The organism is Brevundimonas sp. Leaf168 (assembly GCF_001423685.1).
Classification (GTDB): Bacteria; Pseudomonadota; Alphaproteobacteria; order Caulobacterales; family Caulobacteraceae; genus Brevundimonas; species Brevundimonas vesicularis_C.
Map to the genome: position 1 here is coordinate 299,337 of NZ_LMOY01000001.1, position 12,817 is coordinate 312,153.

The following is a 12,817-nucleotide window of genomic DNA, read 5'->3' on the forward strand; positions in this document are numbered from 1 at the left end:
CGCCGACTTGGCAGTTTGACGTTTGACGCGGCGACGCACCCCGCTAAAGCTCCGCCGTCATGAGTCCGAACCCCCGATCCCAATGGTCGCGCCTGCGCGACTTCATGCGTACGCCGTCGTTGGCCCGGTCAATATCGGCCATGCTGATCCTGGCGTTCGGACTGCTGATCGTGGTCAATGCGACGACGTTCGTGATGATCCAGCGCACCGTCGCGTTGAACAAGACCATCGAGCATGCTCAGCAGATGCGGCGCGCCGCGCGCACGGTTCTCATTGCGAGCCTGAACGCCGAAACGTCGCAACGCGGCTTTCTGCTGACGGGACGAAGCGATTTTCTACAGCCCTATCGTGACTCCAGGGCCGACATGGAGCCCGCGCTGGCGTTTCTGGATGAGGGCGCAGCCCTCGATCCGACGCTGAAAGACACCGTCGAACCCATTCACCGTCTGGGTGACAAGAAATGGGACGAGATGGAGCGCACCGTCGCTTTGGCGCGGCAGGGTCGGATCGGGCAGTCGATCCAGGCCGTGCGGTCTGGCGAAGGCAAGCAGTATATGGACGAGCTCCGAGCCGCCATCGAGAAGTTCGACAAGCTGAAGTCCGACAGGATCGACAGCCGACGTCGGGCCTCGGAGCGGTTTGGCTTCCTGACCGTCACGATGAACGCCATCGCGGGGCTTCTGGTTCTCGTTCTGGCTCTGCTCTCGGCCTGGCTGGTTCGGCGCTACGTGGCCGAGATTCAGTCCGCCCGCGCGACCTTGGACGCCGCCAACGCCAGCCTGGAGGACAAGGTCCGCGAGCGCACCGGCGACCTGATCCGCGCCAACGAGGAAATCCAGCGCTTCGCCTATATCGTCAGCCACGACCTGCGCGCGCCGCTAGTCAATGTCATGGGCTATACCTCGGAATTGGAGCAGGCGGGCAAGATCGTCGACAAGGCGATCCACGAGGCGGAAAAGACGCGCGTGGTCGATCCCGAGATCGTCACCGCAGTGCGCGAGGAAATGCCCGAGGCCATCGGCTTCATCCGCGCCTCGACCGAGAAGATGGACCGGCTGATCAACGCCATCCTGAAGCTGTCGCGAGAAGGTCGCCGCAACCTGCTCCCAGAGCCGCTGGACATGACGACGATGGCACAGAACATCGCCAACAGCGTCCATCACCAGACCGAAGCCTCGGGCGCGCGCATCGATGTGCAGGCGCTGCCTGAAATCGAAAGCGACCGTATTTCGATGGAGCAGATCGTCGGCAATCTGATCGACAACGCCGTCAAATATCTGGATCACGACAGGCCGGGCGAAATCGTCGTGTCGGGCGAAGACGTGCCGGGCGGCTGGGTCGTTTACCGGGTCGCCGACAACGGCCGGGGCATCGCCCCGCGTGACCATGAGCGGATATTCGAACTCTTCCGCCGCTCCGGAAAACAGGACCGTTCCGGCGAAGGCCTGGGGCTGGCGTTCGTCAGAAACAGCGTGCGCCGCCTGGGCGGCACCATCGACGTCGAGTCCGAACTGGGCAAAGGCTCGACTTTCCTGCTGAAATTCCCCAAACGACTGATCCTGTCTGAACCCGGAGGCGCGCTGTGACGCAACCCGTCAAAATCATTATGGTCGAAGACGACCACGGCCACGCCAAACTGATCGAAAAGAACATCCGCCGGGCCAACATCAACAACGAGATCAAGCATTTCGACGACGGCGGATCGGCGCTGGACTATCTGTTCAGCGACGAAATCCTGGCCAACGGTCCGCTCCTGATCCTGCTCGACCTCAATCTGCCGGATATGTCGGGCACGGACATTCTGGAAAAGGTGAAGGGCAACGATCGTCTGAAGCGGGCGCCGGTCGTCGTGTTGACCACAACAGACGACAAGGTCGAGATCCAGCGTTGCTACGATCTGGGCTGCAACGTCTACATCACCAAGCCGGTGGATTATGAATCCTTCGCCGGCGCCATCCGTCAGCTGGGCCTGTTCCTGTCGGTGATTCAGGCGCCGGAGATCTGACGATCAACGCGCCACAGCCCATTCGCCTGCTCTACATCGACGATGATCGGGGTCTGTCCCGGCTGGTCGAGAAGGAGCTGGGGCGTCACGGCTATGCCGTCACCTGCGCGCCGGACGGCGATGCGGGGTTGGAGCTGTTGCAGCAGCATGACTACGACGTCTGCGCGCTGGACCACTATATGCCGACGCGAGACGGGCTGGACGTCCTGCCGGACATTCTGGCCCTGACGGCGCCGCCGCCCGTCGTCTATGTGACGGGTGCGCAGGATGGTCGGATCGCCGTCGCGGCCCTGCGCGCCGGCGCGGCGGACTATGTGATCAAGGACGTGTCGGAGGACTTCACCTCCCTGTTGCGCTCGGCGCTCGAGGACGCCCTGTCGCGTCGTCGGCTGGAGCGCGAGAACCAACTGGCGCAGGAAGAAATCCGCCGGGCGCGCGATCGGGCCGAGGCCATGCTGCGCGAGGTCAACCACCGCGTCGGCAACTCGCTGCAACTGGTGTCCAGCTTCATGTCGTTGCAGATGCGCCACGTCACCGATCAGGGGGCGAAGGACGCGTTGCGCGAATCGCAGGCGCGGATCGAGGCCGTCGCACATGTTCACCGCCGCCTCTACACGTCCGGCGACATGAGCCACGTGGCGATGGACGAATATCTGGTCGGGCTGATGGACGAACTGTCCAAGTCCATCGGACCGGACGAAGGATCGCCCAGGCTGACGCTGGACGCTGAGCCGTTGTCGGTCACGACCGATCAAGCCGTCTCCATCGGCGTCATCGTCACCGAACTGGTCACCAACGCGGTCAAATACGCCTATGCGCCGGGACAGGGCGGCGAGATTCGCATCCATCTGCGCCGCGAGACGGACCATCGCGTGATGCTGACGGTCGAGGACGATGGCCCCGGCATGGGCGATGGAACGCCGAAGGGCACGGGGCTTGGTGGCAAGATCATTTCCGCCATGGCGTCTGGCCTGCGGTCGGCGGTCGAGTTCGACGGCGCCCACAAGGGTGTGCGCGCCAGGTTGTCGTTCGACCTCTAGGGTCGGTTTTCATCATGTTGCAGTTCGGCGTTCGCAAACCCGCTTCGGATTATCGTCACCGCGCCACCGCGTTCGGCATCGTCGAGCGCGACGGCCTGATCGCCTGTGTGCGCGTCGAACGCGAGGCCGGCCCCTATTTCGATCTTCCCGGCGGCGGCTTGGATTTGGAAGAGACCGAGGTTCAGGCGCTGATCCGCGAATTCGTCGAGGAAACCGGCTTGACGGTCGCGCCGCTGAACCGCATCGCCGAGGTCAGCCAATATTTCGTGCGTTCGACGCGCGAGCCGGTGAACAATGTCGGCGGCTTCTGGACGGCGACTGTGGCGGCCGAAAATCCCGATGCGAAATGTGAGGACGATCACACGCTGGTGTGGCTGGATCCGACCTTCGCCATCTCGCGCTTGCGTCACGATTCTCACGCCTGGGCTGTCGCCGTCTGGCTGCGTCGTCCAAGCTGAGCCTTACGGAACAGGCCATTAGCGAACTCGTTCATTTTTCGAACCGCAACGTTACGTCGCGGCGATGAAAATTAGGAGATTTCCATGGCTGACCATGACCGTATCGAAGGCGCCGCCAAGAACATCGGTGGCAAGATTAAAGAAGGCGTCGGCAAGGTGACCGGCGACACCAAGATGCAGGCCGAAGGCAAGGCCGATCAGGTCGAAGGCAAGGTCCAGAATACTGTCGGCGGCGTCAAGGACAGCCTGCGCGACAAGGCCTAAGCTTCCCTAGAATGCGCGAAGATGCGAGGCGCCGTCCGCGAAAGCGGGCGGCGCTTTTCTTTTCGATCAGTCCTTGTCGCCCCACAGGGTCAGCGACAGCCCCTTCTTATCGGCTCCATCGATCGGGCGGCACTCAGAGCTGAACCCGCCCTCGACCGGACGCGGACGACAATCCATTTCTCGCAGGCTCGAGGGCGCGGCCCCCGTGCGAGACTGCGGGCCGCACTGGACCGCATAGTCCGAGCCTGCGGCGCTGGCCCGGATCATCTGGCAGTCGCCGGCCATTCCGGTGGGACGCAGGGCCTCAGGCAGGTTTGACCCCATGGCGATGGCGAGTTGCTCGCGCACCTCGGTCTGGCATTCGGCCATGGACGTCTGGCCGCGCACTAGCGGACTGCACCGTGCGCGCTCGAAGCCAAAGGGATCAGCCAGTCCCCAGGCAGGTACATTGTGCTCGAACGGCGGCGCCGGCGTTTCAACCACCGCCTCGGGCGCGGGCGCATCCCACACGACGGTCGGCGCAGCTTGTTCGAGGATCAGCAAGGCGAAGGCGGCGGCGATCATGGTCGGACCCTTCGTGAAGTTGCAGGCGGTCGCCCGAACGTCTCCTACCTTGTCAGGGCCCGCATTGCCTTGTCGAGGCCTTCGAGCGTCAGCGGGAACATCCGCTGCTCCATCACCTCGCGCAACAGTCCAACGGATGCGGTATAGTCCCAGTACCGCTCCTGAACGGGATTGAGCCAGACCGACTTCTCCCACTGCTGGCGCGCCCGCTTCATCCATACGGCTCCGGCCTCCTCGTTCCAGTGCTCGACGGAGCCGCCGGGCATGGTGATCTCATAGGGGCTCATCGTCGCATCGCCGACGAAGATGGCGCGCCAGTCGCCGGGGTATTTGTGAAGCAGATCCCACGTCGGGATCCGCTCGGTGTGGCGGCGGCGATTGTCCTTCCAGACGCCTTCGTAGAGGCAGTTGTGGAAGTAGAAGAACTCCAGGTTCTTGAACTCGGTCTTGGCCGCCGAGAACAGCTCCTCAACCAGCTTGATGTGACCGTCCATCGACCCGCCGATGTCGAGGAACAGCAGCACCTTGATCGTATTGCGCCGCTCGGGCCGCATCTGGATGTCCAGCCAGCCCTGACGCGCCGTGCCGTCGATGGTGCCGTCGATATCCAGTTCGTCCGGCGCGCCCTGTCGGGCGAAACGGCGCAAACGACGCAGCGCCACCTTGATGTTGCGGGTGCCCAGTTCGACCGTGTCGTCCAGGTTCTTGAACTCGCGCTTTTCCCAGACCTTGACCGCCCGGCCATGCTTGGCCGGACCGCCGATGCGAACGCCTTCGGGGTTATAGCCGCCGTGTCCGAAGGGGCTGGTCCCGCCCGTGCCGATCCATTTGGAGCCGCCGGAGTGCCGCTCCTTCTGCTCCTCCAGACGCTGCTTCAGCGTCTCCATCAGCTTGTCGAATCCGCCCAGCGCCTCGATCTGGGCCGTCTCCTCGTCGGTCAGGTATTTTTCATTCAGCAGCCGCAGCCAGTCCTCGGGAATGTCGGTGGTCAGGTCTTCGCCCGACCCGACCGACTCGACGCCCTTGAACACCGTCCCGAACACCTGATCGAACCGATCATAGTGTTTCTCGTCCTTGACCAGCACCGCGCGCGACAGGTGATAAAAGGCCTCGACCTCGCGCCCGGCCACGTCGCGATCCATGGCCTCCATCAGATGGAGCCATTCCTTCATCGACACCGGAACCTTGGCGTCGCGCAGCGCGGTGAAGAAGGGCAGGAGCATGGGAGGGATGTGAACCCGGATCAGCCGCGCCGCAAGATGAACTCGTGGTCGCGCCAGGCGCCGACGGGATAGTCGTATTCTCCCGCCTTCTCGAAGCCGTAGGCGGCATAGAGGCGCTGGGCCTTGTTGTTGCCGCTCCAGACGCCGATCCACAGCGGTCCGTCCGTATGGGTTTGCATCCAGTCCAGAGACAGCTTCAGCAGTCTGGTTCCAAGGCCCAGACCTTGCGCCGCCTTGGACACATAGAGCCGGCGCAGTTCCATGTGTGACGATCTGGCCTCGGGGTGGGGCAGGCCATTGGGGCCGGCGTTCGCGAAGGCCAGAAGCTCGCCGTCTCGGTCAGCCACCCACCAGGCGCAGTCGGGCTCCGCCAACTTCTTCAGCGTCGGCTCCAGATCGAAGCTGGCGTCCAGAAACGCGTTCAGATCGGCCGGCGGATAGGGGATGCCGAACCCCTCGACGAAGGTGTCGATGAAGGTCTGGCGCCCCAGGGTGCCCAGGGCGGCGGCGTCTTCGGGGCGGGCAGGGCGGATCGCGATCTCAGTCATGCTTCGGCTCTAGCGCGCGCCTTGGTGCGCGTCACGGGCGACAAGTCCGAAAGCCCGTCGTATCGTCGCTTCAATGTCTCTGCCGATCTTCACCCATCCGTCCATGCTGTCCCACACGCCGGGCGCGGGCCATCCCGAAAGTCCCGAGCGGCTGAAGGCGGTGCTGGATGCTCTGGACGACGCAGGCCTGGCCCGCGACCGGCGCGCCGCGACCCAGGCCGAGGTTGCGGATCTGGAGCGGGTGCATCCCGCCGCCTATGTCGCACGACTGCTGGAGGCCTCGCCGGTCGCCGGCATGGTCCAGTTGGATGCCGACACCGTCCTTTCGCCCGGCAGCGTGCCGGCGGCGCGGCTGGCGGCGGGGGCGGCGATCAATGCGGTGCGAGCCGTGGCGCGGGGCGAGATGGACCGCGCCTTCGCCGCCGTGCGCCCGCCGGGCCACCACGCCGAGCCGGACCGCGCGATGGGGTTCTGCCTGTTCTCCTCCGTCGCCGTCGCGGCGCGTGTGGCTCAATCCGAAGGTATGGCGCGGGTGGCGGTGGTCGATTTCGACGTTCACCACGGCAATGGCACCCAGGCGGCGTTTGAGGACGACGACAGCCTCTTCCTGGCCTCCATCCACCAGATGCCGCTGTATCCCGGCACGGGCGCGGCGTCTGAGACGGGCGTCGGCAATATCGTCAACGCGCCCGTCGCGCCCCATGCGGCGCGCGAGAACTGGCGTGCGACCTTCGCCGGCGGATTGATGCCGGCGCTGGAATCGTTCCGGCCGGACCTGATCCTGATCTCGGCCGGTTTCGACGCCCACCGGCGCGATCCACTGGCGCATCAGTCGCTGGAGGCCGAGGATTTCGCTTGGGCGACGCGCGCGATTCTGGAAGTCGCGCGTCGGACCTGTTCGGGCAAGGTTGTGTCGGCGCTTGAGGGCGGTTACGACCTTGAAGGACTAGGCCGCTCCGCGGTCGCCCACGTCGCTGCGCTCGGGGAGGACTGAGGACGCTTAACGCCTTGAAACCAAAGGCCCGTCCGTTTGTCATGTCAGCCCCCGCCCTGTCCCTCGATTCGACCGAACCGTCCGTGTCCCCGCCTGACGCTGCACCATCCGTCGGCGCGCTTGTCGCTGTCCGTCCCGGCGCCATCATCCTGACGCGTCACGGTGAGCCGGCCCTGTCGCGCAAATGTCTGATCTCTGCGCGCCAGTATGGCGACTGGTGGGCGAAATATGAGATCGGCGGCCTGCTGGCCGGCCAGACCCCGCCGCCCGAACTGGTTGCGGCCGCCCAAGGGGCTGGGGCCATCTACGCCTCGACCCGTCAGCGCGCCCAGGAAACCGCCGCTGCTGTCGCCGCCGGGCGTGAGGTCATGGCCGACGTGATGTTCATCGAGGCGCCCCTGCCGCCGCCGCCGATTCCGGAATGGATCAAGCTGTCGCCCAAATGGTGGGGCGTGGTGTCGCGTTTCTGGTGGCATGCTTTCGATCATCACGGCGGCCAGGAAACCCGCGCCCAGGCCGAGGCGCGCGCCGATCAGGCGGCGCAAAAGCTGATTGCGCGCGCCGAAAGCGGTCAGGACGTGCTGGTCTTCGCCCATGGCTATTTCAACCATATGGTCGGGCGCGCGCTGAAGGCCGACGGCTGGAAGCTGGTCCAGAACCAGGGGTTCAAATACTGGTCTCAGCGTCGCTACGAGAAACGATAGCCGCTTCTGACGTTGATGCGCCCCGCGCTCGCCTCTAGGGTCCGCGCCATGACCGATACCGCCGCCGCCATCCCCGCCGATCTCAGCTTCGAAGACGCCCTGAAGCGCCTGGAGACCATCGTGTCTCGCCTGGAATCCGGCCAGGCGCCGCTGGAAGAATCGATCGCCCTCTATGAAGAGGGCGCCAAGCTGAAGGCGCATTGCGAGGCGCGGCTGAAAGCGGCTCAACTGCGTGTGGAAAAGATCGTGGTCGGCCCCGACGGCCAGGCCAAGGGCGTCGAGGCGGCGTCGTTCGAATGATCCCTATGTCGTCTCCGAGCCTGGTCTGGAGCCGGTTCTCGTGAACCGCGTCATCGCCGCGAACTCGCCGGAACAGGCGGTGATCGATCGCGTGGCCGAGGTCGCCGATCTGGTCACGGTCGCGCTGGATGAACTGCTGCCGCGCGCCGAGGGCCCGGAATCCCGCCTGACCGAGGCGATGCGCTATGCGGCGCTGGGTCCCGGCAAACGCTTGCGGCCGTTCTTCGCGCTGGAGGCCGCACGCCTTTTCGACATCGATGAGCGATCGGTATTGCGCGCCGCCTGCGCGCTGGAATGCGTGCACGCCTACAGCCTGGTTCACGACGACCTGCCGTGCATGGACGACGACGACGTGCGCCGGGGGCGGCCGACCGTTCACCGGGCCTATGACGAGGCGACGGCAGTGCTGGCCGGCGATGCGCTGCAGACGGCCGCCTTTGACATCATCCTGCACGAAGACACCCATGAGGATGCGGCCGTGCGTTGCGAACTGGCGGCGCGGCTGTCGCTGGCGTCCGGCGCGCGGGGCATGGCGGGTGGTCAGATGATCGACCTGCTGGGCGTGCGCGACGACCTGGGCGGCGTGGCGCGAATGCAGCGACTGAAGACCGGCGCCCTGTTCGCCTACGCCTTCGAAATCCCGCTGATCATCGCCGACGCCTCGGCCCAACATCGCCACGCTCTGATTAGCTTCGCCCACGATGTCGGCCTGGCCTATCAGATCGTCGACGACCTGCTGGATGCCGAAGGCTCGGCCGAGGAAATGGGCAAGGCGGCCGGGGGCAAGGACGCGGCTCTCGGCAAGACCAACTTCGTCACCCTGCTGGGTCTGGAGGCGGCGCGGCAAAGGGTCGCGCATCTCGCAAACCAGGCCCGGTCGCATCTGGAACCGTTCGGCGACGAGGCCGAAATCCTCAGGGCCAGCGTGGACTTTGTGCTAAAGCGCCGGTCCTGATACGAAACGTTGAAACGACCTGCGGGTTGATCGACCAGACTTTCCAAGGTTTTACGGCTGATGCCCGACACCCCGCTACTCGACACCGTCAAGACGCCCGCCGATACGCGGGACTTCGATATCGCCCAGTTGAAACAGCTGGCGCAGGAGGTTCGGGCCGAAACGATCGACGCCGTGTCCGTCACCGGCGGCCATCTCGGCGCGGGCCTGGGCGTGGTCGAACTCACCACGGCGCTGCACCATGTGTTCGAGACGCCCAAGGACATCCTGATCTGGGACGTCGGGCATCAGTGCTATCCGCACAAGATCCTGACCGGACGGCGCGACCGCATCCGCACCCTGCGCCAGGGCGGCGGCCTGTCGGGCTTCACCAAGCGTAGCGAGAGCGAATACGATCCGTTCGGCGCCGCCCACGCCTCGACCTCGATCAGCGCCGCCCTGGGCTTCGCCGCCGCGCGCGATCAGAAGGGCGAGAAGAACCGCGTCGTGGCCGTCATCGGCGACGGCTCCATGTCAGCCGGCATGGCCTACGAGGCGATGAACAACGCCGCCGAGGCGACCAGCGGCCAGCTGATGGTCATCCTGAACGACAACGACATGTCGATCGCGCCGCCGGTCGGCGGGATGAGCGCTTATTTGGCCGGCCTTGTGTCGGGCGGCGCCTATCAGAACGTCCGCCGCCTGGGCAAGACGGTGGCCCAGCACCTGCCGCGCCCCTTCCGCAAGGCGGCCAAGAAGGCCGAGGAGTATGCCCGCGGCATGGTCACCGGCGGCACCTTCTTCGAGGAGTTGGGCTTCTATTATGTCGGCCCGATCGACGGCCACGACATGGACAATCTGGTGCCGATCTTGAAGAAGGCGGCCGCCATCGAGGACCGTCCGGTGCTGGTCCACGTCGTGACGCAGAAGGGCAAGGGCTACGCCCCCGCCGAAAGCAGCGCCGACAAACTCCATGCGGTCGTCAAGTTCGACGTGGTCTCAGGCAAGCAGGCCAAGGCCATCTCCAACGCCCCCAGCTACACCAAGGTGTTCGGAACCGAGCTGATCAAACACGCCAAGGTCGACCCGTCGATCGTGGCGATCACGGCGGCCATGCCGTCCGGCACGGGTCTGGACCTGTTCGGCCAGGCGTTTCCTGAGCGGACCTATGACGTCGGCATCGCCGAACAGCACGCGGTGACCTTCGCGGCCGGTTTGGCGGCGGACGGCATGAAACCGGTCTGCGCCATCTATTCGACCTTCCTTCAGCGCGGTTACGACCAAGTGGTCCACGACGTGGCGATCCAGTCGCTGCCGGTGCGCTTCGCCATGGACCGGGCGGGCCTCGTTGGATCGGACGGCGCCACGCACGCCGGATCCTTCGACATCGGCTTCATGGGTGCCCTGCCCGGCATGGTGCTGATGGCCGCCGCCGATGAGGCCGAACTGGCGGCGATGATCTCGACCAGCCTGGCCATCGACGACAGGCCCAGCGCCTTCCGCTATCCGCGCGGCGACGGCGTGGGCGTGGAGATCCCGGAACTGGCTGCTCCGCTTGAGATCGGCAAGGGCCGGATCGTGCGCGAGGGGACTTCGGTCGCCATCCTTAGCCTGGGCACCCGTCTGCAGGAATCGCTGAAGGCGGCGGACATGCTGGCCGCCAAGGGCGTGTCGGCCACCGTCGCCGACGCCCGCTTCGCCAAGCCGCTGGACGCCGATCTGATCCTGCGTCTGGCGCGCGAGCACGAAGCCCTGATTACGGTTGAAGAAGGCGCCATGGGCGGCTTCGGCGCCTTCGTGCTGCAACTGCTGGCCGAAAAGGGCGCGCTGGATGGCGGACTCAAGATCCGCACCCTGAACCTGCCCGACGTCTTCCAAGACCAGGATGCGCCGATGGCCATGTACGCCCAGGCCGGCCTGAATGCCGAACACATCATAGCCGCCGCGCTCCAGGCCTTGGGCGTGTCGGTTAGCCAGGCGGCTAGAGCGTAGATCAGGCCCGGTCGCGAATTCGCATCGCCCCGCGCTCGCCGGTCTCCACCTCGAACCGGCCGGTGGCGCGGATCAGGTCCGACAGCTTGGCGTAACCGTAGGTGCGTTGGTCGAAGTCGGGATGGGCGTTTCGCAGCCGATTGCCGATACCACCCACCGCGACCCATCCGTCGCCGTCCTCGTCCATGTCGGCGATGATGGCCGCGATCAGGCGCGCGGCCTCGGACGGCTTGCGCTTGGTCGCCGGCGCTTCGGCGACTGGCGACTTGGCGCCTGCGTCGACCGGAACCGGCGCGATCAGGTTCTCGGTATAGATGAAGCGGGTGCAGGCCTGACGGAAGCTTTCGGGCGTCTTCTGCTCGCCGAAACCATAGACATCGACGCCTTCTTCGCGGATGCGAGCCGCCAGTCGGGTGAAGTCGGCGTCCGACGACACCAGGCAGAAACCGTCGAATCGCCCTGAATGCAGCAGGTCCATCGCATCGATCACCAAGGCGATGTCGCCCGAGTTCTTGCCCTTGGTGTTGGCGAAATTCTGCTGGGGCTGGATGGCGAAACGGGCCAAGACCCGCGTCCAGCCGGCGATCTGCGGGCTGGCGAAGTCGCCGTAGATCCGTCGTGCCGAGGCCTCGCCCAAGGTGGCGATTTCGCTGAACAGCGCCTCTGCGATGCGGGCGGAAGCATTCTCCGCATCGATCAGGACCGCGAGGCGAGGGGCCTTGTCGTCAGCCATGGCGGATGTCCCTTTTCTGCGCCGCCAGTCTGCGGTGCAATGAACCCTACAACTGACCCATCGTATTGTCGTGATCCACGGCCTGTTTCTTCAGCCAGCCGACGAAGGCGGTGGCGCTGGGCGACGGAGGCCGGTCGCGGGGTTGGACCACATAATAGGCAAAGCCGACCGCTTCCGAGCCATCGGGGAACGGCGCAACCAGCCGCCCCGACGCCAGGTCCGCCTGGGCCAGGGTGCGTTTGGCCAGCGCCACGCCGCGCCCCGATATGGCGGCCTCGATCAACAGACCTGACTGGTTGAAACGCGAGCCTCGACGCGGGTCGGGGTGACGAATGCCACGCGCCTTCAGCCACATGGCCCAGTCCGGGCGGCTGGGGTCGCCGTCGTTGGACATGTCGTGCAACAGGGTGTGTCCGATCAGGTCGGCGGGCTTACGGATCGGCTTGTCGCCATCCATCAGCGATGGGGCGCAGACGGGCAGGACCGTTTCGGTCATCAGCCGATCGACCGTCAGGCCGGGATAGTCGCCGGGACCGTAGCGCACCGCCAGATCCACCTTGCCCTCGCTCAGGTCCGCCGGCTCCATGTCTGCCGAGATCCACAGTTCGATCTCGGGATGGGCGGTGTGAAAATCGTCCATGCGCGGCATCAGCCATTTGGAGGCGAAGCCCGGCGCGACGCTGATCGACACCTGTTTGCGACGCGGGGGTTCGCGCAACAGGGCCGAGGCGTCCATCAGCCGCTCGAACCCCTCGCGTAGCAGCGGCACGGAGGATCGGCCCAGATCGGTCAGTTGCAGGCCCCGCGCCTCGCGCACGAACAGCGGCCCGCCGACAATGTCTTCCAAGAGGCGGATCTGCTGGCTGACCGCGCCGGGCGTGACCGACAGCTCGTCGGCGGCGCGCGAGAAGTTCAGATGCCGCGCGGCGGCCTCGAAGGCGCGCAGGGCGTTGAGCGGGAGCAGGGGTCGGGCCATCGCGGATAGAAATCCTATCAGCGAGACAAAGGCAATCTGGTTTGCGGCTCTGGACGGGGAAGACGAAGGTTCGCGCCCTGCC

At 65.5% G+C, this 12,817-nt stretch carries 16 protein-coding genes; 10 read left to right on the forward strand and 6 right to left on the reverse strand.

Annotated features, from left to right (window positions below; genetic code table 11):
* The first annotated feature begins 59 nt into the window (after nt 1-59).
* Nucleotides 60-1,586, forward strand: a complete 1,527-nt coding sequence (locus tag ASF81_RS01395; RefSeq protein ID WP_055803834.1) for a CHASE3 domain-containing protein — start codon at nt 60-62, stop codon at nt 1,584-1,586.
* Entirely contained in the window at nt 1,583-2,005 is a 423-nt protein-coding gene (locus ASF81_RS01400) for a response regulator (RefSeq protein ID WP_235551281.1), read from the forward strand. Before ASF81_RS01395 ends, ASF81_RS01400 begins: the two co-directional genes overlap by 4 nt.
* Here ASF81_RS01400 and ASF81_RS15340 read toward each other — a convergent pair.
* Nucleotides 1,987-2,154 carry a hypothetical protein gene (locus ASF81_RS15340; protein WP_235559181.1) on the reverse strand — a complete coding sequence of 56 codons (168 nt, stop codon included), beginning with the start codon at nt 2,152-2,154 and terminating at the stop codon, nt 1,987-1,989. The genes ASF81_RS01400 and ASF81_RS15340 overlap by 19 nt on opposite strands.
* Between ASF81_RS15340 and ASF81_RS01405 the strand changes: the two genes are divergently transcribed.
* The 3 genes from ASF81_RS01405 (at nt 2,083) to ASF81_RS01415 (ending at nt 3,767) form a co-directional block, all read left to right on the forward strand.
* Nucleotides 2,083-3,045 (forward strand): histidine kinase dimerization/phosphoacceptor domain -containing protein, encoded by a 963-nt coding sequence (locus ASF81_RS01405; RefSeq protein ID WP_235559218.1) that lies wholly within the window; start codon nt 2,083-2,085, stop codon nt 3,043-3,045. The two genes, ASF81_RS15340 and ASF81_RS01405, sit on opposite strands and share 72 nt — an antisense overlap.
* Nucleotides 3,046-3,059: 14 nt before the next feature.
* The gene (locus tag ASF81_RS01410) at nt 3,060-3,503 is read left to right on the forward strand and encodes an NUDIX domain-containing protein (protein WP_055803841.1); all 444 of its coding nucleotides are present in this window, start codon (nt 3,060-3,062) and stop codon (nt 3,501-3,503) included.
* A gap of 84 nt (nt 3,504-3,587) precedes the next feature.
* Entirely contained in the window at nt 3,588-3,767 is a 180-nt protein-coding gene (locus tag ASF81_RS01415; RefSeq protein WP_055803844.1) for a CsbD family protein, read from the forward strand.
* A gap of 66 nt (nt 3,768-3,833) precedes the next feature.
* Here ASF81_RS01415 and ASF81_RS01420 read toward each other — a convergent pair whose 3' ends face one another.
* The 3 genes from ASF81_RS01420 to ASF81_RS01430 are packed head-to-tail and all read right to left on the reverse strand — an operon-like array spanning nt 3,834 to nt 6,102.
* Entirely contained in the window at nt 3,834-4,331 is a 498-nt protein-coding gene (locus ASF81_RS01420) for a hypothetical protein (protein WP_055803847.1), read from the reverse strand.
* A 44-nt stretch (nt 4,332-4,375) separates the two neighbouring features.
* Nucleotides 4,376-5,554, reverse strand: a complete 1,179-nt coding sequence (locus ASF81_RS01425; protein ID WP_055803850.1) for a VWA domain-containing protein — start codon at nt 5,552-5,554, stop codon at nt 4,376-4,378.
* Nucleotides 5,555-5,574: 20 nt separating this feature from the next.
* Entirely contained in the window at nt 5,575-6,102 is a 528-nt protein-coding gene (locus ASF81_RS01430) for a GNAT family N-acetyltransferase (RefSeq protein WP_055803853.1), read from the reverse strand.
* Between the two features lie 73 nt (nt 6,103-6,175).
* Between ASF81_RS01430 and ASF81_RS01435 the strand changes: the two genes are divergently transcribed.
* The 5 genes from ASF81_RS01435 to dxs all read left to right on the forward strand — a co-directional run bounded on the left by ASF81_RS01435 (nt 6,176) and on the right by dxs (nt 11,026).
* Nucleotides 6,176-7,096 carry a histone deacetylase family protein gene (locus ASF81_RS01435; protein WP_055803856.1) on the forward strand — a complete coding sequence of 307 codons (921 nt, stop codon included), beginning with the start codon at nt 6,176-6,178 and terminating at the stop codon, nt 7,094-7,096.
* Between the two features lie 41 nt (nt 7,097-7,137).
* Complete coding sequence (locus ASF81_RS01440; protein ID WP_052247765.1) at nt 7,138-7,800, forward strand: histidine phosphatase family protein; 663 nt, start codon at nt 7,138-7,140, stop codon at nt 7,798-7,800.
* 48 nt (nt 7,801-7,848) lie between these two features.
* Nucleotides 7,849-8,100, forward strand: coding sequence for an exodeoxyribonuclease VII small subunit (locus tag ASF81_RS01445; RefSeq protein ID WP_017504472.1), 252 nt, complete (start codon nt 7,849-7,851; stop codon nt 8,098-8,100).
* Nucleotides 8,101-8,179: 79 nt separating this feature from the next.
* The gene (locus ASF81_RS01450; protein ID WP_038293630.1) at nt 8,180-9,055 is read left to right on the forward strand and encodes a polyprenyl synthetase family protein; all 876 of its coding nucleotides are present in this window, start codon (nt 8,180-8,182) and stop codon (nt 9,053-9,055) included.
* A 57-nt stretch (nt 9,056-9,112) separates the two neighbouring features.
* Nucleotides 9,113-11,026 (forward strand): 1-deoxy-D-xylulose-5-phosphate synthase, encoded by a 1,914-nt coding sequence (gene dxs / locus ASF81_RS01455; protein WP_156363105.1) that lies wholly within the window; start codon nt 9,113-9,115, stop codon nt 11,024-11,026.
* Nucleotide 11,027: 1 nt separating this feature from the next.
* Here dxs and ASF81_RS01460 read toward each other — a convergent pair whose 3' ends face one another.
* Together ASF81_RS01460 and gcvA are read right to left on the reverse strand one after the other, a co-directional pair.
* A complete protein-coding gene (locus tag ASF81_RS01460) occupies nt 11,028-11,759 on the reverse strand; it encodes an NYN domain-containing protein (RefSeq protein ID WP_055754124.1) in 732 nt (243 codons plus the stop codon).
* A 46-nt stretch (nt 11,760-11,805) separates the two neighbouring features.
* Nucleotides 11,806-12,735: a transcriptional regulator GcvA gene (gcvA, locus tag ASF81_RS01465; RefSeq protein WP_017504469.1), complete on the reverse strand. Its 930-nt coding sequence runs from the start codon at nt 12,733-12,735 to the stop codon at nt 11,806-11,808.
* Between the last annotated feature and the right edge of the window lie 82 nt (nt 12,736-12,817).